We start from the raw sequence: 24,891 nt of genomic DNA on the forward strand, positions 1-24,891 counted from the left end.
GCACAGGACACGTTCACCGGATGACACGATCATGACCGAAGACAAAGACCAACCTCTGCTCCATCTGCTCGACAACAACCGCGCCTGGGTCGCCAGTGTGAACGCGGAAGACCCCGCATTTTTCGAGCGGCTGTCGAAGTTGCAAACCCCGGAGTACCTCTGGATCGGCTGCTCGGACTCGCGCGTGCCGGCCAACCAGATCACGGGCCTGGCGCCGGGCGAAGTGTTCGTCCACCGCAATATCGCGAACGTCGTGGTCCACAGCGACCTGAACTGCCTGTCGGTATTGCAATTCGCCGTCGAAGTGCTGAAGGTCCGCCACATCATGGTGGTCGGCCATTACGGCTGCGGCGGCGTGGGCGCGGCGCTCGACGGCGCGAAGATGGGGCTCGTCGACAACTGGCTGCGCCATGTGCGCGATGTGTACGAGCGCCACGTCGAGCAGATCGACGCGCTGCCGTCGCGCGACGCCCGCCACGACCGCCTGTGCGAACTGAACGCCATCGAACAGGTGGTCAATATCTGCCATACGACGGTATTGCGCGACGCCTGGGCCCGCAATCAGCCCGTGACGGTGCACGGCTGGGTGTACGGCCTGCGCGACGGTCTGGTGCGCGACCTGCGCATGTCGGTCAACAGCCTGGAAGCCCTGCCGCGGATTTACGACCGCTGCGTGGAAGCGATGGCCGAATTGCGCAATCCGCGCGCCTGAGCGAGGCGCGCCGGCCAGCCACGCCGGACACCCCTCGCCGGACGCGCGGACGAAGCCAGGACTGAAGCATTGGATATTCGGGGGCTGACGACCCGGTCCGCCAGGACGATCGTCGGCCCCGCAAGCGATTACAGGAGATTGCCATGCAACACGACCCGATCGTCATCGTTTCCGCCGCCCGCACGCCGATGGGCGGCCTGCAAGGGGTATTCGGCGATGTCACCGCACCGCAACTGGGGGCTGCCGCCATTCGCGCCGCCGTCGAACGCGCCGGGATTCAACCCGAGCAGGTCGACGAGGTGGTCATGGGCTGTGTGCTGCCCGCCGGCCAGGGCCAGGCGCCCGCCCGCCAGGCAACGCTGGGCGCCGGTCTGCCGCTCGCGGCAGGCGCGACCACCGTCAACAAGATGTGCGGATCGGGCATGCGCGCCGCCATGTTCGCACACGACATGCTCGTGGCCGGCAGCGCCGACGTGATCGTCGCCGGTGGCATGGAGAGCATGAGCAATGCGCCCTATCTGCTGCCGAAGGCGCGCACCGGCATGCGCATGGGGCACGGTCAGGTCATCGATCACATGTTTTACGATGGTCTGGAAGACGCCTACGACAAGGGCCGCCTGATGGGCACCTTCGCCGAGGAATGCGCCGACCGTTACGCATTCACCCGCGAGGCGCAGGACGCTTTCGCGATCGCCTCGCTCGAACGCGCGCAAAACGCCACAAAGAACGGTGCGTTCTCGTGGGAAATCACGGCGGTGACGGTGCCCGGGCGCAAGGGCGACACGGTGGTCGATCAAGACGAGCAACCGTTCAAGGCCAACCCCGAGAAGATCCCGACCCTCAAGGCGGCGTTCCGCAAGGACGGCACGGTGACGGCGGCGAATTCGTCGTCGATCTCGGACGGCGCCGCCGCGCTCGTGCTCATGCGCGAATCGACGGCCAAGCGTCTTGGCCTGGCGCCGCTCGCACGCATCGCCGGACACAGCACGTTCGCCCAACAGCCCGGCCTGTTCACCACCGCACCGGTCGGCGCCATGCGCAAGCTGTTCGAGAAGACCGGCTGGTCGACGAACGACGTCGATCTGTATGAAATCAACGAAGCCTTCGCCGTCGTCACAATGGCCGCGATGCACGAATTCCACCTGCCGCACGAGAAGGTCAATATTCACGGCGGCGCCTGCGCGCTCGGCCACCCGATCGGCGCGTCCGGCGCACGCATTCTGGTCACGTTGATCGGCGCGTTGCGCCAGACCGGCGGCAAGCGCGGCATGGCCAGCCTGTGTATCGGCGGCGGCGAAGCCACGGCAATGGCCATCGAACTCGTCTGACCCCACAGGCCGGCGCCTTCGCACACAGGACTCACACGTCATGAAAACAGCGCTCATCATCGGTGCCTCACGCGGTATCGGCATGGAATTCGTCAGGCAGTATCGCGAGGACGGCTGGCGTGTCTTCGCCACGGCACGCCATGCCGATGGCCTGGCCGCCCTGCGCGCGTTGGGCGCCGAGCCGCTCCAACTCGATGTGACGCGCGTCGAATCGCTCTCCGGCCTGTCGTGGCAGCTCGACGGCGTGGCACTCGATGTCGCGATCTACAACGCCGGGGTGAATTCGGAGCGCACCACCGGCCTCGCGCCGGTCACCGCCGCCGAGTTCGACCGTGTGTTCCACACGAATGTGCTCGGCGCCATGCAGGCCGCGCCGCTCGTGTTGCCGTTCGTCGAAGCCGCCGGCGGCGCGTTCGGTTTTCTCTCGAGCCGCATGGGCAGCATCGCCCTGATGGATTCGAACCGCAGTTGGCTCTATCGGGCAAGCAAGGCGGCCGTGAATTCGGTGGTCAAAGCCACCTCGCTCGAAGCACAGCGCGCCACTTGCGTCGCGATGCATCCAGGCTGGGTGCGCACGGACATGGGCGGCGAGGACGCGGACATCGACGTGCAGACGAGCGTGGCCGGCATGCGCCGCGTGCTCGCCCGCGCGCCGGGTGAACGCGCCACGCACAACGGTGGGTTCTTCAATTACGACGGCAGCGCGTTTGCGTGGTGATTGCACGATCCACACGCAAGCCGGCAATGAACGCAGAAGCGAACACAGCAACTCACGCAGCACCGAACGCAAAAACGAAGCGCAGGAAAAAATAAAGTCGCGACCGGGCAGGCATCGCCCGGCACGAGACGGAATAACAAGCTGTAGCCACACCGCCATATCTTTAGATTCGCGGGCCAGACACGTCACTCGGAAACGGAGCCAACATGACGTCCGCCATCGACTTTTATTTCGACTTCGCATCCCCGTATGGGTATTTTGCGAGCACCTGCATCGACGACATCGCGACGAGACACGGGCGTGGCGTGGCGTGGCATCCGATCCTGCTGGACATCGTCTACAAGGTGAACGGCACGGGTGCCCCGATGCAGCATCCGATCAAGACCGAGTACCTGCGGCATGACGTGGAGCGCACCGCGCGTTTTCACGGCATCGAGTACCAGCGCCCGACGCACTTCCCGATCCCGACGCAAGCCGCCGAGCGCGCCGTGCTGTGGGTGCAGGATCATCGCGGTGGCGATCTGTCCGCAGCGTTCGCCAAGGCGATCTTCCGCGCGCTTTACGTCGACGACGTGAACATCGGCGACCCGGCGGAACTCGTGCGCCTGGGCGAGGCGCTGGGCATCGACGGCGCGAAGCTCGACGCCGGCATGCACTCGCCCGCTGCCAAGGACCACCTCAAGGCCGAAATCGATCTGGCCATGGCACGCGGGGTGTTTGGCTCGCCCTTCGTGATCGTGGACGGCGAGCCGTTCTGGGGCTTCGACCACTTCCCGCAGGTCGAGGCCTGTCTGAAGCAAGGCAAGACCTGACAACAAGGCAAGACTCACGATGGCAAGACCCCAAACGTCGCGCGGTGCCGCGACGCCACCGACCGAGCGCGACGCCTGCCCTTGCGGTGGGCGCTCGTTCGACGACTGCTGCGCGCGCTACCTGGAACGCGGCGACATCGCGCCCACCGCCGAAGCGCTGATGCGCTCGCGTTACACGGCGTTCGTGCGTCACGACGCCGCGTATCTGCTCGACACATGGGCGGCACGCACGCGTCCCGCCACGCTCGACTTCGACGACGCGCCGCAATGGCTTGGCCTGCAAATCAAGGCGCATCGCCAAAGCGATGAGACACACGCCGAGGTCGAATTCGTCGCCCGTTACAAGGTCGGCGGACGGGCGCACCGGCTGCACGAGCGCAGCCGCTTCGAGCGCTCGGACGACGGCCGCTGGCACTACCTCGACGGCGATCTGTTCGACTGACCTTGACCGGGCGCACGCCCCAGAGTCGCCTTACCCGAACCCTCACTCTCCACCGGATTTCGTCACATGCCGATTATTGAAAGCAAGCTCAACCCGCGCGGCGAAGACTTTGCGCGCAACGCGGCCACGATGCAGACCCTGGTCGATGACCTGCGTGCGCGCATTGCACAACTGGCCGGTGGCGGCGGTGAGGCCGCACGCAAGAAGCACATCGCGCGCGGCAAGCTGCTGCCGCGCGAGCGCGTGCAACAGTTGCTCGACCCGGGCTCGCCGTTTCTCGAACTCTCGCAGCTCGCGGCCATCGGCATGTATCACGATGACGCCCCCGGCGCCGGCATCATCACCGGCATTGGCCGTGTGTCCGGCCAGGAATGCGTGATCGTCTGCAACGATGCCACCGTCAAGGGCGGCACCTATTACCCGATGACGGTCAAGAAGCATCTGCGCGCGCAGGAGATCGCCGAGCAGAACCATCTGCCGTGCATCTATCTGGTCGACTCGGGCGGCGCGAACCTGCCGAACCAGGACGATGTCTTCCCCGACCGCGATCACTTCGGACGCATCTTCTACAACCAGGCGCAGATGTCCGCGCAGGGCATTCCGCAAATCGCCGTGGTGATGGGTTCGTGTACCGCCGGTGGCGCCTACGTGCCCGCGATGAGCGACGAGTCGATCATCGTCAAGGAACAGGGCACGATTTTCCTCGGTGGCCCGCCGCTCGTGAAAGCGGCCACCGGTGAGGAAGTGAGCGCCGAAGATCTCGGCGGCGCCGACGTGCATACGCGGCTCTCGGGCGTGGTCGATCACTTCGCGCAGAACGACGCGCACGCCCTGTCCATTGCACGCAACATCGCCGCGAACCTCAATCGTCGCAAGCCGGCCACCGTCGCGGTCAAGCCGCCGGTCGAGCCGAAGTACGACGCCCGCGACCTGTACGGCGTGATTCCGGCCGACACGAAGAAGCCGTTCGACGTGCGCGAAGTGATCGCCCGCCTGGTGGACGGCTCCGAGTTCGACGAATTCAAGGCGCGCTACGGCACCACGCTCGTGTGCGGCTTCGCGCATCTGTGGGGCTATCCGGTCGGCATCGTGGCCAACAACGGTATCCTGTTCTCCGAGTCGGCCCAGAAGGGTGCGCACTTCATCGAGCTGTGCTGCCAGCGCAAGATCCCGCTCATCTTCCTGCAGAACATCACCGGCTTCATGGTCGGGCGCAAGTATGAGAACGAGGGCATCGCCAAGCACGGTGCGAAGATGGTGACGGCCGTCGCCACCGCGAACGTGCCGAAGTTCACGGTCATCATCGGCGGCTCGTTCGGCGCCGGCAACTATGGCATGTGCGGTCGGGCCTACTCGCCGCGCTTCCTGTGGATGTGGCCGAACGCCCGCATCTCGGTGATGGGCGGCGAGCAGGCCGCATCGGTGCTCGCCACGGTCAAGCGCGACGGCATCGAGGGCCGTGGCGGCCAATGGAGCTCAGAGGAAGAAGACGCCTTCAAGCAGCCGATCCGCGATCAGTACGAGCGCCAGGGGCATCCGTACTACGCCAGTGCCCGCCTCTGGGACGACGGCGTGATCGACCCGGCAGACACCCGCACCGTGCTCGGATTGGGACTGTCGGCCACGCTCAATGCGCCGATTCCCGACACGCGCTTCGGCCTGTTCCGCATGTAATCGCCCGCAACGGCCCATCGAGGAATTCCCCGTCATGAATCTCGCCACGCTAAAAGTCAGCGTAGACGCCCATGTCGCCACCGTCACGCTCAATCGTCCGGAAGTGCGCAATGCGTTCAACGAAACGGTCATCGAGGAGTTGACCGGCGCGTTTCGCGCGCTCGCCACGAACGACGACGTGCGTGTCATCGTGCTCGCCGCCGAGGGTGTCGCCTTCTGCGCAGGCGCCGACCTGAACTGGATGCAGAAGATGGCCGGCTACTCCGACGCCGAAAACCGCGCCGACGCGATGACGCTGGCCGTCATGCTGAGCACGATCTATCGCTGCCCGAAGCCGGTGATCGCCCGCGTGCAGGGCGACACATACGCGGGCGGCGTCGGTCTGGCCGCCGTGGCCGATATCGTCGTGGCGGTGGACACCGCGCACTTCTGCCTGTCGGAAGCGAAGCTGGGGCTGATGCCAGCGACGATCGGCCCCTATGTCATTCGCGCCCTCGGCGAGTCGGCCTCGCGGCGCTATTTCCTTACGGCCGAGCGCTTCACCGCCGCGACGGCGCAGCGTCATGGTCTCGTGCACGAGGTCGTGCGCGCCGAAGCGCTCGACAGCACCGTGCAGGTGCTGGCCAAGGCGCTTGCCGACAACAGCCCGAACGCGGTGAAGGAATGCAAACGGCTCGTGCAGGACTTCGCGAGTCGAGACATCGACGACGCCGCCATCGCCGACACGGCGGAGCGCATCGCGAAGATCCGCGCGTCCGACGAGGGCCGCGAGGGGGTGCGTTCGTTCCTCGAAAAGCGCGCGCCGTCTTGGCGCGAGGCGTCCTGAACCGCGCGCGCGAGCCGGTCCACATCATCGGTTACAAATTTTTTGGGGAAGGGTGACGGCGGAGATGCCGCAACGTTATCGGCGGGTTTTGCGAATTTACCGATAACGTCTCGCTACGTCTCTCAAAACTGCGATTTTTCTCACAAATTTCGCCTATTGCCCTACTAAAACGCTTTGCCTACCATGCGTCCATCCCCCCACCTCCGGCCCCGTGCGGCAGTGCCCTGTGCAACGCCCGTCACCGGCCAGCCGGGCGGACGACACACGTCGCATTGTGAACGTCGTCCGTCGCGGCCAACCAAGGAGTCAACGATGGACGCCTCCCCGCGCCCCCCCGCCGATCCCAGCAATCTCGGCGATCTCGCCGCGCGCAGTCTGCGACAGGTTTGGCACCCCTGCACGCAGATGAAGCAACAGGCAAAGCTGCCGCTCGTCGCGTTGTCCCACGGCGAGGGCCCCTGGCTCGTCGATACCGACGGCGAGCGTTACCTCGACGCCATCAGCTCATGGTGGGTCAATCTGTTCGGCCATGCGAATCCGCGCATCAACGCGGCGCTCGTCGATCAGCTCGGCCGCCTCGAACATGCCATGCTCGCAGGCTTCACGCACGAGCCGGTCGTCGCCCTGGCCGAGCGTCTGTCGGCGCTGACCGGCGGCGTGCTTGGCCATGCGTTCTTCGCGTCCGATGGCGCCTCGGCCGTCGAGATCGCCCTGAAGATGAGTTTTCACGCGTGGCGCAATCAGGGCCACAGCGACAAGCGCGAATTTGTGTGCGTGCGCCACGGCTATCACGGTGAGACGCTTGGCGCGCTCGCTGTGACCGACGTCGCGCTCTTTCGCGATGCCTACGACCCGCTGCTGCGTCACGCCCACGTGGTGGCCTCGCCCGATGCGCGCGACGCCCGCGACGGGGAAACGCCGGTCGACGTCGCCCGTCGCGCGGCGGCGGACCTCGAAACATTGCTCGTGCAGCGCGAGGGACGCATTGCCGCCGTCATCGTGGAGCCGCTCGTGCAATGCGCGGCCGGGATGGCGATGCACGATCCCGAGTACCTGCGCCGTGTGCGAGCGCTGTGCGACGAGCACGGCGCCCATCTGATCGCCGACGAAATTGCCGTCGGGTGCGGACGCACGGGCACGTTCTTCGCCAGCGAACAGGCTGGCATCTGGCCCGACCTGCTCACGCTGTCCAAGGGCATCAGCGGTGGCTATCTGCCGCTGTCGCTGGTGCTCTCGCGCGACGCGATCTACAACGCCTTCTATGACGACGACACCGCGCGCGGCTTCCTGCATTCGCATTCGTACACCGGCAATCCGCTGGCGTGCCGCGCCGCGCTCGCCACGCTCGACCTCTTTGCCGACGACGACGTCCTCGCGCGCAATGTGCTTCGCGCACAACGCCTCACGCAAGCCCTCGCCCCATTGGCCGACGACCCACGAGCCAGGCACGTGCGCCATCGCGGCATGATCTGGGCGTTCGATGCGGTGTTGCCGGACGCCCCCGGCGCCGCCGGCGCCTTCGCGAAACGCTTTTCCACCGAAGCCCGGACACGCGGCGTGCTGCTGCGTCCCATCGGGGGCACGGTCTACTTGATGCCGCCGTATGTGCTCGATGACGACACCGTCGACTGGCTCGCGGCGCGAACGCTCGAGGCCTTCGACGCCACGATGACACACGGCACGGAGGTGCACGCATGACAACCCATCCCTTGTTCGCCCGCCTCGACGCCGGCCTCGCCGACATCGACCGTGCCCATCTGCGACGCCGCCGTCGCGTGGTATCCACGCCGTGCCAGCCGCATGTGTGCGCCGACGGCCGCGATGTGCTCGCGTTCGCCAGCAATGACTATCTGGGCCTGGCGTCGCATCCGAAGATCGTCGAGGCGCTCATCGAGGGCGCACAGCGCTACGGCGCAGGCAGCGGCGCATCGCACCTGATCAGCGGTCACTCGCAGGCCCACGCGGAACTTGAAGACGCGCTCGCCGACTTCATGTCGCCGCATCTCGTCGACGGCCGTGCGCTGTACTTCTGCACCGGTTACATGGCCAACCTCGCGACGATCTCCGCGCTCGCCAACAAGGACGCCGAGATCTTCTCCGAAGCGCTCAATCACGCCTCGCTGATCGACGGCGCACGGCTATCGCGCGCGCGTACCCACGTCTATCCTCACGGCGACGTCGACGCCCTTGCCGCGCTGCTCGATGCGAGCACCGCCGAGACGAAGCTGATCGTCACCGACGGCGTGTTCTCGATGGACGGCGACATCGCCCCGCTGCCGCAACTGCTTGCGTTGGCCGAGCGCCATAATGCGTGGCTGGTCGTGGACGATGCGCATGGCTTCGGCGTCGTCGGCGAGACCGGCCGGGGGGTGTTCGAGCATTTCGATCTGCGCTCGCCGAACCTCGTCATCATCGGCACGCTCGGCAAGGCCGCCGGCGTCGGTGGGGCGTTCGTCGCGGCCAACGAGCGTGTCATCGAGTGGCTCGTCAATCGTGCGCGACCGTATATCTTCACCACGGCCGCCGCGCCGTCGCAGGCCCATGCGCTGCTCACGAGCCTGGCGCTGATCGGCGGCGACGAAGGCCGCGAGCGCCGCGCTGCGCTGCAGGCGCGCATCGCCCAACTGCGCGACGCGCTCACGCTGCGGCACTGGCGGCACATGGTCTCGCCCACGGGCGTGCAGCCGATCATTCTCGGCGAGAACGCCGCCGCGCTGCACGCGCAGGCGGGGCTGGCCGAAGCCGGACTGTGGGTACCCGCCATCCGACCGCCGACCGTGGCACCCGGCACGTCGCGTCTGCGTCTGACGCTGTGCGCCACCCACACCGCCGACGACGTCGCGCGGCTCGCCACCGCCATCAACCAGTTGGACCGAGACTGGACGGAGCACGCGCATGGCTGATCCGCGTCTCGTCGCTCCCCTCGATATGCCTATCGATATGCCCGCCGCCCGGGCCACGCCGGCGCGCCATGCGTTCTTCGTGACCGGCACCGACACGGAAATCGGCAAGACGCTCGTCTCGTCGGCGCTGCTCCATGCCGCCTCGCGGCGCGGACTGGTGTGCGCGGGGCTCAAGTCGGTCGCGGCTGGCGCCTCGGAGCACAACGGGCGCGTCGTCAACGACGACGTCGAGCAATTGCATCAGGCGAGCAACCTGAAGCTGCCCGACGACTGGTACTGCCCCTATGTGCTCAAGGACGCCACGGCGCCCCATATCGCCGCCGCCGCTGAAGGCATCGCGCTCGATTGCAGCGTGATTCGCGCGGGTTACGCGCGGGTCGCCGCGCGGGCCGATCTGGTGATCGTCGAGGGCGTAGGTGGCTTTCGTGTGCCGCTCGGCGCCGATGCCAACGCGCCGGATACCGCGGATCTCGCGCGCCAGCTCGGCCTGCCGGTGATCCTGGTCGTCGGCCTGCGGCTGGGCTGCATCAACCACGCCCTGCTCACCGCCGAAGCCATCATGGCGCGCGGGCTGACGCTCGCGGGTTGGGTTGCGAATCACGTCGATCCGGAGATGCGCCACGTGGCAGCGAACATCGACACGATCGCCGCCCGCTTACCGGCGCCACTGCTCGGGCGCGTGCCGCATCTGCCGCACCCCGACGCGGCGACCGCCTCCGGCTATCTCGACATCGGGCCGCTCGTCGACATGACGCGGCCCTGAGCGCGCGGCAACCTCCTTAGCGCGACATCAACGACTACACCCAATTCAAGGAATCTCTTCATGCAAGTTCACGCCCACACCGCCGCTCACGGCCACGACGAAGCGCTGCGCCGCAACGACACGCCGTGGAGCGTCACCGACATCGAGGCACTCTTCGCGCTGCCGTTCAACGATCTGATCTTCCGCGCGCAGCAAGTCCATCGCGAGCACTTCGACGCCAACGCCGTGCAGCTCTCGACGCTGCTCTCGATCAAGACCGGCGGCTGTCCGGAGGACTGCGCCTATTGCCCGCAATCGGCACGTTACGACACGGGCGTGGAAGCCGAGAAGCTCATGCCGGTGGAGGAAGTGGTCGCCGCCGCGCAGCGCGCCAAGGATGCCGGGGCCACCCGCTTCTGCATGGGCGCCGCATGGCGCAGCCCGAAGCCGCACCAGGTCGATGCCGTGGGCGAGATGGTGCGCAGCGTCAAGGCGCTGGGCCTGGAGACGTGCGTCACGCTCGGCATGCTGCGTGACGGGCAGGCCCAGCAACTGCGCGACGCCGGCCTCGACTATTACAACCACAACCTCGACACGTCGCCCGAGTTCTACGGGCAGATCATCACCACGCGCACCTATCAGGATCGCCTGGACACGCTCGCCCGCGTGCGCGACGCAGGACTGAAGGTGTGCTGCGGCGGCATCGTCGGCCTGGGCGAGACCCGCCGCGAGCGCGCCGGCCTGATCGCACAGTTGGCCAACATGTCGCCGTACCCTGAATCGGTGCCCATCAACAACCTGATGAAGGTGGAAGGCACGCCGCTCGAGGACAACGAGGCCGTCGACCCGTTCGATTTCGTGCGCATGATTGCCGTGGCGCGCATCACGATGCCGCGCGCGATGGTGCGTCTGTCGGCCGGTCGCGAGCTGATGGACGACGCCCTGCAATCGCTGTGCTTCCTCGCCGGCGCAAACTCGATGTTCTACGGCGAGAAGCTGCTGGTGACGCAAAACCCGCAGGCCGAGCACGACCGCGCGTTGCTCGCGCGCCTGGGCATGCACACGTCGACCGAGGACAAGCTCGGCGCCACCGAGTCCGCCGGCGAGTGCGACGGCTTGCAGGCCTGCAGCACGCACTGAGCGCGGTCGTCTTGCGCAGCGCGGCCCTTGAATTGAAGGATGCGTTGACAGGCTGAACGCCGCGACGGCAACGAGATCGCACCCGACGATCTGCCGTCGTGGCGACGTTGGATTGCAAAGAGAATGGTGCTGGCGCGTCGGCCTTCCGCCACAAGCGGGAGTGCGACAGCGCTTTACGACACGCGAGCGCCGCCCCAATCGATCATTTTCCGGAGGCAACATGTTCGACAAGATCCTCATCGCCAACCGCGGCGAAATCGCCTGCCGCGTGGCCGCCACGGCCGCACGGCTCGGTATTCGCACGGTGGCCGTCTATTCCGACGCCGACGCGCACGCCAAGCATGTCGCCGTGTGCGACGAAGCGGTGCACGTGGGCGGTGCCGCCGCGCGCGAGAGCTACCTGCGCATCGACGCCATCATCAACGCCGCCAAGGCCACCGGCGCCCAGGCGATCCACCCCGGCTACGGCTTCCTGTCCGAGAACGAAGCCTTCGCCGCCGCGTGTCACGAGGCCGGCATCGTGTTCATCGGCCCGCCGGTCGGCGCCATTCATGCCATGGGCAGCAAGAGTGCCGCCAAAACCCTGATGGAGGGCGCCGCGGTGCCGCTGGTGCCCGGTTACCACGGCGACAATCAGGACGCCGCGTTCCTGCACGAGCGCGCCGACGAGATCGGCTACCCCGTGCTGCTCAAGGCCAGCGCGGGCGGCGGCGGCAAAGGCATGCGCGTGGTGGAGCGCAGCTCAGCGTTCCGTGCCGCGCTCACGTCCTGCCAGCGCGAAGCCGCGAGCAGCTTCGGCGACGAGCGCGTGCTGGTCGAGAAGTACCTGACGCGTCCGCGCCATATCGAGATTCAGGTGTTTGCCGACACGCACGGCAACTGCGTCTACCTGTTCGAGCGCGACTGCTCGGTGCAGCGCCGTCACCAGAAGGTGCTGGAAGAAGCCCCCGCGCCGGGCATGACCGAAGCGCGTCGCCGCGCCATGGGCGAGGCCGCCTGCAACGCCGCTCGGGCTGTGGGCTATGTGGGTGCGGGGACGGTCGAGTTCATCGCCAATCAGGACGGCTCGTTCTACTTCATGGAGATGAACACGCGCCTGCAGGTCGAGCATCCGGTCACGGAGATGATTACCGGACTCGATCTCGTCGAGTGGCAATTGCGCGTGGCCGCGGGTGAGCTGCTGCCGTGCAAGCAGGACGAATTGCGCATTCATGGCCATGCGCTCGAGGCCCGCATCTACGCCGAGAACCCGGATAACAACTTCCTGCCGTCGACGGGCACGCTCGGCACACTGCGTCCGCCTGCTGCGGTCCATTTCGAGATCGGCAGCGCTGACACGCCGGCCGCCGTGCGCATCGACTCGGGTGTGCGCGAGGGCGACACCATCTCGCCGTTCTACGACCCAATGATCGCCAAGCTGATCGTGTGGGGCCGCGACCGCGACGAGGCGCTTGCCCGCATGCGCCGCGCGCTGGGCCAGTACCGTGTGGTCGGCGTGCAGACCAACATCGCGTTCCTCGGACGCCTGGTCGCCAGCGAGCCCTTCTCCTCGGCCGATCTCGACACTGGCCTGATCGAGCGCCATCACGACACGCTGTTCCCGGTCTCCGCCCCGGTGCCCGCGACCACGCTGGCGCTGGCCGTCGCCGCGCAGTTGGCGCGCGAAACCGTGATCGGCCGCCGCAAGTATCAGGACAGCATCGATCACCACTCGCCCTGGCAGCTCGCCACCGGCTGGCGCCTGAACGGCGACTACCATCGCACCCTCGCTTTCGACCATGGCGAGACGCGACTGTCCGCGCTTCTCACAAGCGGGCCGCAGGCCAGCACGCTCACCATTGACGGGCAAACGTATACGTATCGCTATACCCATGACGCCGGGGTGTACCGCGTGACGCTCGGCGAACGGCGCGTTCAGGGGCATGTCGACTTCGACCACGACGCGGCACACGTCTTCGCCGACGCTCAGTCGTGGACACTGCGCTGGCACGATCCGCTGGCACAGGCCGGGGCCCAGGAAGGGGGCGAGGGACGGCTGACGGCGCCGATGCCGGGCAAGGTCATCGCCGTGCTGGCCCCCGCCGGCACGAAGGTCGAGAAAGGCGCACCGCTGCTGGTGATGGAGGCGATGAAGATGGAGCACACCATCAGCGCACCCGCGGACGGCGAGATCGAAGAGGTGCTGTACGCCGTCGGCGATCAGGTGCCGGAAGGCGCTCAATTGCTGGCGTTCAAGCGATAACGCGCGTTGTCTCGTTGCGCTCCGGCATCGCGCCGGAGCGCGCGCTGGCGCGAGTCGCGCATTGACGCACGCAGGACGGTGCATTCCGCGCTACCGCTTACTGCGGTATTGCGCGATGAAATTTGAGGACAGTTCCTAGAAACTTTGTCAGCGGCCCCGACAGGCGTTCGCTGCCACGCGGATCTCGGGATATTCGGAATTTTCATAAGGAATCCGAATAGCTGTTCGGAAATATTCTCGGTGTCGATTTCCACCATGCGCGGTTAAGCGCTCGACACCATGACTCAACGTCCTCACTCGTTCACCGGCCCGCGCGCCCTTGCGCTCGCCGCCACCCTCACACTCCTGGCATTGCCCGCCGGCGCCAACGCGCAAAGCAACGTCACCCTCTACGGCACGATCGATTCCGGTTTCGTTCACGCCAATCACACGGAAGGTGCCACCGGCCCACAATCGCGATCGATGATCACGAGCAACATCATCTCCGGCAGCCGCTGGGGCCTGCGCGGCACCGAGCCGCTGGGTCGCGGCCTGTCCGCGATGTTCCAGATCGAAAGCGGCTTCAACGCGGTCAACGGCGAGATGGGCAATGGCGGCCGCGCGTTCGGACGCAAGTCCATCGTCGGCCTGACGAGCACCGAATGGGGCGAAGTGACCATCGGTCGCCAATACGATCCGGTCGTCAATCTCGTGCAGGGCATGACGGCCGACGGCTACTTCGGCGGCTTCTTTGCCACGCCGGGCGACGTCGACAACTACGACAACGGCGCGCGCATCAACAACGCGATCCGCTACGCCACGCCGAACTTCGGCGGCCTGCAGTTCGAAGGCATGTACGCGTCGGGCAACGTTGCCGGGGAAACCGGGGCCGGCCGATCGTATGGCGTCGCCGGTGCCTACAACAACGGTCCGCTTGCCCTCGGCGCCGGTTTTTTCTTCGCGGACGGTGGCAACACGCAGAAGGGCTACGGCTATCGGGAGTGGACCAGCAGCGCGGGCTCGCTGTTCAACTCGCCGATCAACAATGGCTTCCGCACGGCGAGCAAGGTGCGCATTGCGCGCGTGGCCGGCAAGTACGCCGTCGGCCCGGCGATCCTTGGGCTGTCGTATTCGAATGCTCAGTACGCGAGCGATGGTCTGTCGGATTTCACCGGCACGGCAACATTCGACACGGTGAACGCGTTCGCCACGTATGCCCTGACCCCGGCGATCAACACCGGCATTGGCTACAGCTATACGCGGATGCGTGGTGAGCGACATCTCGGCGCCCACTACAACCAGTTCAACGCCGGTGTCACGTACGCGCTGTCCAAGCGCACGTCGACCTATGTCATCGGTGGCTATCAGCAGGCCATCGGCAAGACCCTGAATCAGGGCGAAACTGTGGAAGCCACCGCATCGGTCGGTTCGTACGGCTTCAACGCGGGCGCACGGACGCAATTGCTGGTCGGCATGGGCCTGAAGCACAGCTTCTGATTCGCTTCCCCGTGATCGGCCCGAACCCTTGGAAACATGCGGGTTCGGGCCGATTTATCCAATGAATTTAGACGCTTGAAATTCAAACGAATGTTTGGATAATTGCGACGCCTCTGTCTAAAAAAATACACAATTCACGAAATTGAGGGTTTACCCGATTAGGGAATCGCCTTAGAATTCGTCTCCATGAAATTGTTGCGGTAGCAACCGATGGCTTCCACGTCTTGTGCATCCCCCTGCTTTCGATGCGCGCCGACGTCGCCCGCACTGTCGTCACGATGTGCGGTCGTCGCTTAGGACAGTCGGCGCTTGATGCCGTCGCCACTTGGGGTAGGTGCCTCCTGAGATAGGTGCCGCCTGGGGTAATCGCCGCTTGCGGGAATCGACGCTTTAGGTAGTCGCCGCTTTAGGTAATCGTCGCTTGAGATAGTCGTCATTCAAGGCACTTGTCGCCCGAGACAGTCATCACTTGGGGCGTCGTCACGCAGTGCTGCCGTCGTTTAGGGAGATGTTTTGTGATTTTCGTCATTTGGCTGGGGACCGCGGCGCTCGCCGTCACCGCGACGGTGGCGCGCGTCATGCAATTGAAGCGCGCGGCGGCACGCACCGCCGCGGCGACCCACGTCGTCCGTGTCTTGCGATATCGCCGCAGTCATCGCCGTACCCCCTGCTCGCGCATTCGCTTCAAGGACGCCGCGTAATTCGGCGTCGGCCGCCCGTCGCGGGTCACCGTAGCCGGAACCGAGGTTGCCAGACGCCGTTCAGCAAGTCGCAGTGAGCTTTTGCCTTACCTGAAGTCGTAGTCCGCAGTACTCATGCTGTATTCCGGCACAGATGTCATGGCCGGATAGAGAGTCATCCCTCCCCGCCGTTACGAGGCATCGCTCTCACGCGTTAGCGCCGTACCGCCGCCCACCTTTCGGGCGGCCAATTTCGCGCCCACAGCCTCGTATTGCCCTCGCATTGCATTCGCCTCTCCGACGCCCTTTATCGCGCGCCGTCGGATTACGCTCGCCCGCGTTATCGCGTGGGTGCTTTGGCATGCGCATCACCCGCGCGGCATGCCCGATGTTTTGAACACGAGAAACAAAATTGTCAGACATGAAGACCGCCCCAGAGCACATCACCCTCACCCTCACACTACATCCGAGCGATCTGAAGCAGCTCGATCTCGCATGCCAGCGCGTCGGGATGAATCGAGAGGATTTTTGCCGACTGGCCACGCATCTGGAAGGCGCGCGCGTGCTCAACGGCGAGGGACTGGCCACGCTATCGCGCCCGTTCGGCTTCGCGGCCGCGCTGCCCGCCGTTCTTCGCGGCGCGCTATCCCGCCTCTGCCTGCGCTGATCAACACATCGATCGACGCCAATGCCGGCGCGATTCGATGCGCTGATGGCACCTTCTGCGCCGATGTCGTCCCATGGGTTGATGTCGTTCCGTGCGCCGATGTCGTCTCGTACGTCGATGCCGTCCCGTGCGCCGATGTCGTCTCCTGCGCCAATGTCGTCTCCTGCGCCAATGTCGTCTCCTGCGCCAATGTCGTCTCCTGCGCCGATGTCGTCTCCTGCGCCGATGCCGCCGCATGGGCGGCCGTTGCTCCATGCGTTGGGAAGCGTCCGATAAATTTCGCGCTATAGCGGTCACCGACTCTGTATAGAGGCCCGCCTGTAACGCATGGGGAGGAAAGCGATATAACGTCGCAAGACGCGGGGGGATTGATTACGCTGTGTGACTCGTCAACGGAGTTCCGCCATGCAAACGAATCCACTCGCGCTGTTCGGAGACCACCTGGCCGGTTTGCGCAAGGCGCGCGGCTGGTCGCAGGAGAAGCTGGCGCTCGAGAGCGGTCTGGCACGCTCGTATGTCAGCGGCATCGAGCGCGGCCGACGCAACGTCGCCCTCGTCAACATCTGCGTCCTGGCCGATACGCTCGGCGTGCCCACGTCCGAGATGCTGCGTTTTGCGCAGTCAGCGCCCGGCGCCACGGACACTGCCGCGCTGTCTGATCGCACACCGCTGCCGCAGATCAGTCGTTCGCTGTGCCGTCTCGAAAACCGCGATCAGGTCTGGCTCGCCGAAATCGTTCGAAGCCTCAGCGCTCGCCTGAGCCAAGCAGCGCCACCCGCCGACACCGACGCTCATGGCAACCGGTGCGCGGCTTCGTCCGTCGCACACGGCAGTGCCTGTCGCGACGCGCGCGACCCGCGCCATCGGCATGGCCTGCACGATGGGCTCGGGACGCGCGACGACCTCGACAATGCCGAAGATCCCAAGGACATCGATGACCTCGACGGCGCCGACACCCCGCCGTCCGCCCTCCCCACCCCCACCAGACGCCCGGCGACCGCCGCAGGGTTCGGCGCGGGCTTTCCCGCGCACCTCCAACTCGCCGCGCCTGGCGACGATGGCTACCGCATTGCCGACGGCACCGACACTGCCCACCTCGAGGCCCGCCGCCACGAACCGGGACACCCCCAATCGTCCCGCCAAGACACTTCCGTCGCGACGGCCAATCCGGCCCGAATCGACGCCATCACGCGCGAAGACTCGCGGCGTTTCCCCACCGGCGATGAAGAGTGAGCGATAGCGAGGTAATTGATTCTTAGGACATTGCGCAAAGTCCCCCTGGCATCACGGGGACGTTGCGCGAGCGTTCGTCTTGTAAGCGTGACCTGGCCTGCCGAGAAATCGCTCGCCGCGGCGGGCACCTTATACCACCGCAACGGACGTACTGCCGTGCCGCGCCTATCGTGCGCACACCAGGCCCATCAAGCGTGTCAGTGGGTCAACGACGGCGCGCCATTCAGGCCACTTGGCACAACGTCCGGCCCTCCCCGTCGACATCGAGTGACATCCCAAGGCGGAAACTTTCAGAATCGCGTGATGGCTTGGGCCGGCATGTCCGGTGTCACACTGCGCGGCTCCGGTTGACGGGAGTGCGACAAGACGTATCGCAATGCCTTCGCAGCGGTACGCAAAATGGCGCCACCACTACCGTCGGAATGCTCGCACTCGTTGTGCCTTCTCCGAAAGTCCGCAAAAAATCCACTTCGCAGACTCGGTAGTTCGTGCCTCGCAAACGGGGGATACCCGAGGCACCGTCCCCAATGCCGGATTTTTGTTTCAATCTTCTTGTCCCTAACAAGGAAAACATTCTTATGGACACCAATTTATTCAGATTCGGCAGGCACCTGGCCGGTTTGCGCAAGAAATACAACTGGGCGCAAGACAAACTTGCCCTGGAAAGCGGCCTGGCGCGCTCATACCTGAGCGGTGTCGAGCGTGGCAAGCGCAATATCTCGCTGCGCAACATCTGCATTCTTGCCGACACGCTTGGGCTGCCGCCCCATGAGCTGCTGGCGTTCGATTCGTCAAACGGCATAGCGGCAGACTCGGGCGTGGCCGCGCCCTGCGATCCGTTTCCGTCGCTCAACCGGGCAATGCAGAAGTTGTCGGACCGCGATCAGGCGTGGATGGCCGATCTGGTCCGCACACTGAGCCTGCGCCTTGGGCATGGCGTGTTGCGCGACGAATAAGCGCCACGCCGGCCTACGCGCTGGCGTGGATTCCCGGTCCGCGTCGTCTCCGCGCTTCAGTCGTTCCCTAGGAAGGCGTCCACGGCGCGGTGAAACGCAATCGGATTGGCCAGGTTCATGCCGTGCGATGCGTCCTGGATCACCATGCGACGCGCTTCCGGCATGGCACTTGCGAGCGCGTTCAGCACGTCCGGATAGGGTGCGGGGCTGTGCGCGCCGCCCATCAGGAGCACGGGCGCATGCAAGGCGCCGAGCGCGTCGATCGGCAACGGCGTGCGCGGCTCGGCCACCTGCCCGATCAGCGTACGGGCGTTGTCGCGCACCATCTGCTTGAACCACGGCACCATGCGACGCCACGTGTCCGGCCCGCTCACCGTGTCGATGAAGATGGCCAGCCCACCGTCGATATCGCCGGACTCGATGGCGGCCAACGCCTGCTCGCGGAAGTTGCCGCGTTCGCTGTCGAGCGGTACCTGCATCGGGCCGCCGCTGATTTCCACCCCCGGGTCGGCCAGTATCAGCGAGCGGATCGTGTCGGGCGCGAGCAGTGCCGTGCGCAGCGCGACATAGCCGCCGCGCGAATGGCCGAGCACGTGCACCGGGCCGACGCCCAGCGCCGTGATGAACGCCGCCAGATCCTCGGCGTGCTGCTCACCGGAGAACGTGCCGTCGTGGCCGCTCCAGGCTTCCGGCCAATAGTGACGAAGACTCACCGAGATGACCCGCCGCCGCAGCCCCAGCGGCGACATGTTCGGCTTGAAGTACCGGTAATCGCAAAGCGAACCGTGCACCAGCACGAGCGGGGCACCGATGGCGTCGACAGGTGCGGGGGTTTCGACGTACGCCATGGGATAACCGTTGACGTCGATCGTTTGCGGCGCGGGAACCGGCATGGGGACACATCAGATGAGGCGGGGCCGCCAGTATACCGAGCTTGCCGCTCCCTTGCCGCAGCGTACCACCGGCATGGCGTGCCGCGTCGGCGAGCGGCGAATGCGCGCTGGTGTATGCTTGCGACTCTCTTCATTCCTGCGGTGTCCCCGGTATGGCACTCAAAGCCACCATTTACAAGGCCGAGGTGCAAATCACCGACCTCGACCGCCACTACTACGCCGCCCATAGCCTGACGCTCGCCCGGCATCCGTCGGAAACCGACGAGCGCATGATGGTGCGCCTGCTCGCCTTCATGCTGTATGCCGGTGAGCGGCTCTCGTTCGGCAAAGGCCTCTCCACCGCCGACGAGCCCGACCTGTGGGAGCACGACTTCGGGGGCGACATCGTCCGCTGGATCGACGTTGGGCAGCCCGACGCACGGCGCCTCGTCAAAGCCGCGGGCCGGGCGACGCATGTCGACGTCCTGGCGTACGGCGGCAAACCCGCCGCCGTCTGGTGGCAAGCGACCGAGTCGCAGATCACCCGCTTGTCGAACCTCACCGTGCGGATGCTCGACGAAGCGTCCGCCGAGGCGCTCACCGCGCTCGCCTCGCGCACGATGCGCCTTCAGTGCACGATTCAGGACGGTGAAGTCTGGATCGCCGACGACAGCCACAACTTCGCCGTCAATCTCGTGACGCTGCGCGCAGCCGCCAACGACTGACCGCGTCCGGGCTTGCGGCGCGGCGGCGCGGTGCTCTGCGCCGCGCCGCCGCTTCCATCTTTGCTTGCATCCTCGCTTCCGCCTTTGCCGCCGTCGGCGCTGCCGTCGCGGGTGCCGTCTGCCTATCCCTGCCGCCCGGTCATCGCGGTTCCGGCCTCGGGCCTGGCCCCAGTACGCGGCACACCATAAGCTGCGTTACACTTGACGTTAACGTCAATCGAGTGAACGCGACAACACCGCCCGAGCCGGCCGGAACGACCGGACGCGAGTGCCAGGCGTGCCCGCCGGCATCGGCTGGGCGCGTGCACGTGACGCCCCCCTCGCTGGCCCTGTCGCCGTGCGTCATTTCTACAAGCGTCTGCCCCGCAACTCATGGACATTCTGATCTTTTCTCCGGACGGCAAGACCGCCGCCTACGAAACCGGCCTCGCCGAGCATCTGCCGCAGGCCAGCATTCGCGGCTGGCAACCCGGCGACACGGCACCGGCCGACTACCTGGTGCTCTGGAAGCCGAACCCGGAAGTGCTGCAACCGCGCGAGCGCCTGAAAGCCATTTTCAACCTGGGCGCTGGCGTGGATGGCGTGCTCGGCGCGCACGGCGAAGGCGCACAGCACCTGCCGGCGGGCGTGCCGCTGGTCCGTCTGGAAGACGCCGGCATGGCCGACCAGATGGCGCAGTACGTGAGCGCCGCCGCGTTGCGCTACTTCCGCCGCCTCGACGAATTCGACGCCCAACAAACCCGAGGTCAGTGGAAATTCCAGAAGCCGAACCGTCTCGCCGACTTTCCCGTCGCGGTGCTCGGCTTCGGCACGCTCGGCGCGCACGTCGCCAAGGCACTGAAGTCATTCGGCTTCCCGGTGCGCGCATGGAGCCGCAGCCAGCGCAGCGACGACAGCGGTATCGAGTTGCACCACGGCGACGCCGGCTTCGACGCCTGCGTATCCGGCGCGCGTATTCTCGTGAACCTGCTGCCGCTCACGCCGCAAACGGTCGACGTGCTCAACGCCGGGCTGTTTGCGAAACTCGCACACGGTGCGTTCCTGATCAACGTCGCGCGCGGCGCGCATCTGGTCGAGGCGGACCTGCTGGCCGCGCTGGACAGCGGCCAGATTGCCGCGGCCACGCTCGACGTCTTCCGCACGGAGCCGTTGCCGGCCGACCATCCGTTCTGGCGCGCGCCACGCCTGACCCTGACGCCGCACATTTCCGCCCTGACGTTGCGCGACGAAACGGTCGCGCAGATCGCAGGGAAGATCGCCGCGCTCGAACGCGGCGAAACCATTACCGGCATCGTCGACCCGGCGCGCGGCTACTGAGCCCGCGCCCACCGACATCGTTACCCGCCCCCCTCCGAGGAGACATCGCATGTCCTTGTCCACGTCTGATCTGCCCAAGCGCGTGAAAGTGGTCGAAGTCGGCCCGCGTGACGGGCTGCAAAACGAAAAACAACCGGTACCGACCGATATCAAGATTGCGCTGATCGACCGCCTGTCGGCAGCCGGCTTCGCCAATATAGAAGCGACGTCGTTCGTCTCGCCGAAATGGGTGCCGCAGATGGCCGACGGGGCCGAGGTGATGGCAGGCATTACGCGCCGTCCCGGCACGATCTACTCGGTGCTCACGCCGAACCTGCGCGGCTTCGAGGGCGCCGTGGCGGCCAAGGCCGACGAAGTCGTGATCTTCGGCGCCGCAAGCGAAGCGTTCTCGCAGCGCAATATCAATTGCTCCATCGTGGAGAGCATCGCGCGCTTCGAACCGGTCGCGCGTGCGGCGAAGGACGCCGGTCTGCGCCTGCGCGGCAGCATCTCGTGCGCGCTCGGCTGCCCGTACCAGGGCGAGGTGCCCGTCGCCAGCGTGGTCGACGTCGTGCAACGACTCGCGGCGCTCGGCTGCGACGAAATCGATATTGCCGACACCATCGGCGTGGGCACGCCCACGCGCACCCGTGAAGTCATGGAAGCCTGCGCAAAGGTGTTCCCGATCGAGCGACTGTCCGGTCACTTCCACGACACCTACGGCCAGGCGACCGCCAACGTCTACGCCGCACTGCTCTCCGGCATCTCGATCTTCCATTCGTCTGTCGCCGGTCTCGGCGGCTGCCCGTACGCCAAGGGGGCGACGGGGAACGTCGCGACGGAGGACGTGGTGTATCTGCTGCATGGGCTCGGCATCGAGACCGGCATCGACCTCGACGCCGTGGTGCGCGCGGGCGACTTCATTTCGCGCGCCATCGACCGCCCGAACGCGTCGCGCGTCGGCCGCGCCATGCTCGCGAAGCTGCAGGACGGTGCGCCCACCTGTGTGTGATACCGCGCGGGCCAACCCGCCCGCGCCAACCCTGTGACCCGAAGACACTGACACGACCATGAGTGAAACACCCCGGACGCCCGAACCCGCCCGACAGGACGACCTCCCCGAAGGCGCACGTCATGTTGCACGGCTGCTCGCCGGCCTGGGCCACGACCAGCCGATCGTGCTGTTGCCAACCACCGGCAAGACCTCCGCCGAGGCCGCCGCCGGCCTCGGGTGCGACGTGGCCCAGATCGCCAAGTCGATCCTGTTCCGTCGTGCCGCCGACGACACCCCGGTGCTGGTCATCGCGAGCGGCGTCAATCGCGTCGACGAGAAGAAGGTGGCGGCACAGGTCGGCGACCTCGCCCGCGCCGATGCACGCTTCGTCAAGGAGAATACGGGCTATTCGATTGGCGGCGTCAGTCCGATCGGACACGTTGTCTCGCCACTCACGCTGATCGACGAAGACCTGCTCAAACTCACCAGCCTGTGGGCCGCCGCCGGGCACCCGCATGCCGTGTTCAACCTCACGCCGACACAGCTCGTGGCGATGACGGGCGCGCCCGTCGTCGACGTGGCGCTGCGCGACTGAGCGATTGAACGAACGCATCCCCACGTCATCTCAAGGCCATCATGCCCCTGCCCGCGTCCCCGGTGCCGTCTCCCTGCACCAACATCTGCCGCATGAATCCGGCGACGGGCTGGTGCTCCGGCTGCTGGCGCACGCTCGACGAAATTGCCGCGTGGTCGACGATGACCGAGGACGACAAGCGCCACATCTGGTCGCTGTTGCCCGCGCGGCGTATCGAGCACGAGCCGCCGCCGGTGCAGCATCGCCGCGTGATCGCCAACGACCCCGGCACGGGCAACTCATGACGCGCCCTGGTGCATAACCTTCTCGTTACCGTATATGGGAAAAATCGTTGCCATTGGCGAAACCTTCGCCGCCACCCACCATTTTTCGCCCGACTCGATCCGCGAATTTTCCGCGCTGGCGCACGATTTCAATCCGCTGCATCACGACGCGGACTACGCGCGCGCCGACCAGCGTTTTGGCGGACTGATCTCGTCGGGCACCCAGCAGATGTCGTATCTGGCCGCCCTGCTCGCCACGCACTATTCGAAAACGGCCCAACCGCTCGGGCTCGAATTCGACATGAAGCTGCGCCGCGCCGTGCATGCGGGCGACGACATCACCGTGCGCTGGACCGTCACCGACAGCCTGTGGAAGGAAAAGCTCGCGGGCGACATCGTGTCGCTCGACGGCGAGGCCGTCAATCAACGCGGCGAGACGGTGATCGCCGCGACGGCCAAGATCCTCGTGAGCGCCAAACCGGCCTGAGACGCCGCCAACGCCACGTGTTTTCCGTTACGCCTTGACGCCATCACCACCCCCTTACCCGATCACGTCCCTACGTCCATGACCTCGCTTGCCTTGCCCGCCGGGCTTCGCGTGTTCGAGCGCGGCTGGCTCTCCTCGAACAACGTCCTGTTTCTGGGCGATGCGCCAACGCTCGTCGACAGCGGCTACGTCACGCATGCCGAGCAGACGCTGGCGCTCGTCGCGCACGCGCTGCCAGACGGCCAGCCGCTCGCGCGGCTCGTCAACACGCATCTGCACTCCGACCACTGCGGCGGCAATGCCGCGCTACAGGCGCACTATGGCTGCCGCACGTGGATCCCCGCGGCCGACGCCGATCCAGTGCGTCATTGGGATGCACGACGCCTGTCGTTCGAGGCGACCGGCCAACAATGCGCCCGCTTCACCTTCGACGACACCCTCTCGCCCGGCGACGCCATGACGCTCGGCGGGCGCGAATGGTTGGTCCTCGGCGCGCCGGGCCACGATCCGCACGCGCTGATGCTCTACAACGCCACCGACGGCATCCTGATTTCCGGCGATGCGCTGTGGGAACGCGGCTTCGGCGTGATCTTTCCGGAACTCGACGGCGAGTCCGGGTTCGCCGAACAGGCGGCCGTGCTCGATCTCATCGAGCAGCTCGATGTCGCGCGGGTCATCCCCGGTCACGGCAAGCCGTTCGACGATATCGACGGCGCGCTGACGACCGCACGCTCGCGCCTCGACTATCTGCAAACCGAGCCGGCACGCAATGCGCGCAACGCGCTCAAGGTGCTGATCGTCTTCCGTCTCATGGCGGAGAATAAGATGACGGGCACGGCGCTCAAAACCACGCTCGACACCGCGCGCGCATGGCGCAGTGCAGCTGCGATGCTCGCGCCGCCGTCGGCCTGGCCCGGCCTGCTCGACAGCCTTGTCGCGGAACTCGCGAAGGCCGGCGCATTGCGCTACGAGCCCGCGACGGATACGTTGCACGCCGTCTAGACGTGCCCGCGTTGCGCTGGCCGGCAAAAAACAACGCCGCTTGCCAATCACGGCAAGCGGCGTTTGAGGACGTGACGTGCCGGACGAACGCTGCGGTCGCTAACGC

General features: G+C 66.1%; 24 protein-coding genes and 1 pseudogene. 24 read left to right on the forward strand and 1 reads right to left on the reverse strand.

Annotation, left to right across the window (positions count from 1 at the left end):
- Positions 1–31: 31 nt before the first annotated feature.
- From can to PEP31012_RS06705, 17 genes and pseudogenes are all read left to right on the forward strand, one after another.
- A complete protein-coding gene (gene can, locus PEP31012_RS06625; RefSeq protein WP_150588521.1) occupies positions 32–712 on the forward strand; it encodes a carbonate dehydratase in 681 nt (226 codons plus the stop codon).
- A 143-nt stretch (positions 713–855) separates the two neighbouring features.
- A complete protein-coding gene (locus tag PEP31012_RS06630; RefSeq protein ID WP_150588522.1) occupies positions 856–2,040 on the forward strand; it encodes an acetyl-CoA C-acetyltransferase in 1,185 nt (394 codons plus the stop codon).
- A 40-nt stretch (positions 2,041–2,080) separates the two neighbouring features.
- Positions 2,081–2,758 carry an SDR family oxidoreductase gene (locus tag PEP31012_RS06635; protein WP_150588523.1) on the forward strand — a complete coding sequence of 226 codons (678 nt, stop codon included), beginning with the start codon at positions 2,081–2,083 and terminating at the stop codon, positions 2,756–2,758.
- A gap of 206 nt (positions 2,759–2,964) precedes the next feature.
- Positions 2,965–3,570 (forward strand): 2-hydroxychromene-2-carboxylate isomerase, encoded by a 606-nt coding sequence (locus PEP31012_RS06640; RefSeq protein ID WP_150588524.1) that lies wholly within the window; start codon positions 2,965–2,967, stop codon positions 3,568–3,570.
- Positions 3,571–3,589: 19 nt separating this feature from the next.
- Positions 3,590–4,012: a YchJ family protein gene (locus PEP31012_RS06645; protein WP_150588525.1), complete on the forward strand. Its 423-nt coding sequence runs from the start codon at positions 3,590–3,592 to the stop codon at positions 4,010–4,012.
- A gap of 66 nt (positions 4,013–4,078) precedes the next feature.
- Positions 4,079–5,686 carry a carboxyl transferase domain-containing protein gene (locus PEP31012_RS06650; RefSeq protein ID WP_150588526.1) on the forward strand — a complete coding sequence of 536 codons (1,608 nt, stop codon included), beginning with the start codon at positions 4,079–4,081 and terminating at the stop codon, positions 5,684–5,686.
- Between the two features lie 34 nt (positions 5,687–5,720).
- Complete coding sequence (locus tag PEP31012_RS06655; RefSeq protein ID WP_150588527.1) at positions 5,721–6,512, forward strand: enoyl-CoA hydratase/isomerase family protein; 792 nt, start codon at positions 5,721–5,723, stop codon at positions 6,510–6,512.
- Between the two features lie 312 nt (positions 6,513–6,824).
- A complete protein-coding gene (bioA, locus tag PEP31012_RS06660) occupies positions 6,825–8,210 on the forward strand; it encodes an adenosylmethionine--8-amino-7-oxononanoate transaminase (RefSeq protein WP_150588528.1) in 1,386 nt (461 codons plus the stop codon).
- Positions 8,207–9,415 (forward strand): 8-amino-7-oxononanoate synthase, encoded by a 1,209-nt coding sequence (gene bioF / locus PEP31012_RS06665; protein ID WP_150588529.1) that lies wholly within the window; start codon positions 8,207–8,209, stop codon positions 9,413–9,415. Before bioA ends, bioF begins: the two co-directional genes overlap by 4 nt.
- Positions 9,408–10,178, forward strand: coding sequence for a dethiobiotin synthase (gene bioD / locus PEP31012_RS06670; RefSeq protein ID WP_174978140.1), 771 nt, complete (start codon positions 9,408–9,410; stop codon positions 10,176–10,178). Before bioF ends, bioD begins: the two co-directional genes overlap by 8 nt.
- A gap of 126 nt (positions 10,179–10,304) precedes the next feature.
- A pseudogene (bioB, locus tag PEP31012_RS06675) lies at positions 10,305–11,297 on the forward strand (biotin synthase BioB); the annotation flags it as partial.
- Between the two features lie 220 nt (positions 11,298–11,517).
- Complete coding sequence (locus tag PEP31012_RS06680; protein ID WP_150588531.1) at positions 11,518–13,539, forward strand: acetyl/propionyl/methylcrotonyl-CoA carboxylase subunit alpha; 2,022 nt, start codon at positions 11,518–11,520, stop codon at positions 13,537–13,539.
- Positions 13,540–13,818: 279 nt separating this feature from the next.
- Entirely contained in the window at positions 13,819–15,015 is a 1,197-nt protein-coding gene (locus tag PEP31012_RS06685) for a porin (RefSeq protein WP_150588532.1), read from the forward strand.
- 515 nt (positions 15,016–15,530) lie between these two features.
- Positions 15,531–15,716 (forward strand): hypothetical protein, encoded by a 186-nt coding sequence (locus PEP31012_RS06690; RefSeq protein WP_150588533.1) that lies wholly within the window; start codon positions 15,531–15,533, stop codon positions 15,714–15,716.
- A gap of 400 nt (positions 15,717–16,116) precedes the next feature.
- Entirely contained in the window at positions 16,117–16,362 is a 246-nt protein-coding gene (locus PEP31012_RS06695) for a hypothetical protein (protein WP_150588534.1), read from the forward strand.
- Between the two features lie 450 nt (positions 16,363–16,812).
- Positions 16,813–17,595 carry a helix-turn-helix domain-containing protein gene (locus PEP31012_RS24200; RefSeq protein WP_425494928.1) on the forward strand — a complete coding sequence of 261 codons (783 nt, stop codon included), beginning with the start codon at positions 16,813–16,815 and terminating at the stop codon, positions 17,593–17,595.
- Positions 17,596–18,173: 578 nt separating this feature from the next.
- The gene (locus PEP31012_RS06705) at positions 18,174–18,551 is read left to right on the forward strand and encodes a helix-turn-helix domain-containing protein (protein WP_150588535.1); all 378 of its coding nucleotides are present in this window, start codon (positions 18,174–18,176) and stop codon (positions 18,549–18,551) included.
- 56 nt (positions 18,552–18,607) lie between these two features.
- On the opposite strand, the gene PEP31012_RS06710 is transcribed toward PEP31012_RS06705, so the two are convergent.
- Complete coding sequence (locus PEP31012_RS06710; protein WP_150588536.1) at positions 18,608–19,444, reverse strand: alpha/beta fold hydrolase; 837 nt, start codon at positions 19,442–19,444, stop codon at positions 18,608–18,610.
- A gap of 152 nt (positions 19,445–19,596) precedes the next feature.
- Here PEP31012_RS06710 and PEP31012_RS06715 point away from each other — a divergent pair, with 152 nt between their 5' ends.
- The 7 genes from PEP31012_RS06715 (at position 19,597) to PEP31012_RS06745 (ending at position 24,785) form a co-directional block, all read left to right on the forward strand.
- Positions 19,597–20,148: a YaeQ family protein gene (locus tag PEP31012_RS06715; RefSeq protein WP_150588537.1), complete on the forward strand. Its 552-nt coding sequence runs from the start codon at positions 19,597–19,599 to the stop codon at positions 20,146–20,148.
- 372 nt (positions 20,149–20,520) lie between these two features.
- Positions 20,521–21,465: a 2-hydroxyacid dehydrogenase gene (locus PEP31012_RS06720; protein WP_150588538.1), complete on the forward strand. Its 945-nt coding sequence runs from the start codon at positions 20,521–20,523 to the stop codon at positions 21,463–21,465.
- 49 nt (positions 21,466–21,514) lie between these two features.
- Positions 21,515–22,456, forward strand: coding sequence for a hydroxymethylglutaryl-CoA lyase (locus PEP31012_RS06725; protein ID WP_150588539.1), 942 nt, complete (start codon positions 21,515–21,517; stop codon positions 22,454–22,456).
- A gap of 58 nt (positions 22,457–22,514) precedes the next feature.
- Entirely contained in the window at positions 22,515–23,033 is a 519-nt protein-coding gene (locus PEP31012_RS06730; protein WP_150588540.1) for a YbaK/EbsC family protein, read from the forward strand.
- A 41-nt stretch (positions 23,034–23,074) separates the two neighbouring features.
- A complete protein-coding gene (locus tag PEP31012_RS06735; protein ID WP_150588541.1) occupies positions 23,075–23,317 on the forward strand; it encodes a DUF1289 domain-containing protein in 243 nt (80 codons plus the stop codon).
- Positions 23,318–23,351: 34 nt separating this feature from the next.
- Positions 23,352–23,783, forward strand: coding sequence for a MaoC family dehydratase (locus tag PEP31012_RS06740; protein WP_150588542.1), 432 nt, complete (start codon positions 23,352–23,354; stop codon positions 23,781–23,783).
- Between the two features lie 78 nt (positions 23,784–23,861).
- Positions 23,862–24,785 carry an MBL fold metallo-hydrolase gene (locus PEP31012_RS06745; RefSeq protein ID WP_150588543.1) on the forward strand — a complete coding sequence of 308 codons (924 nt, stop codon included), beginning with the start codon at positions 23,862–23,864 and terminating at the stop codon, positions 24,783–24,785.
- Positions 24,786–24,891 lie beyond the last annotated feature (106 nt).

Source organism: Pandoraea eparura, assembly GCF_902459725.1.
Classification (GTDB): Bacteria; Pseudomonadota; Gammaproteobacteria; order Burkholderiales; family Burkholderiaceae; genus Pandoraea; species Pandoraea eparura.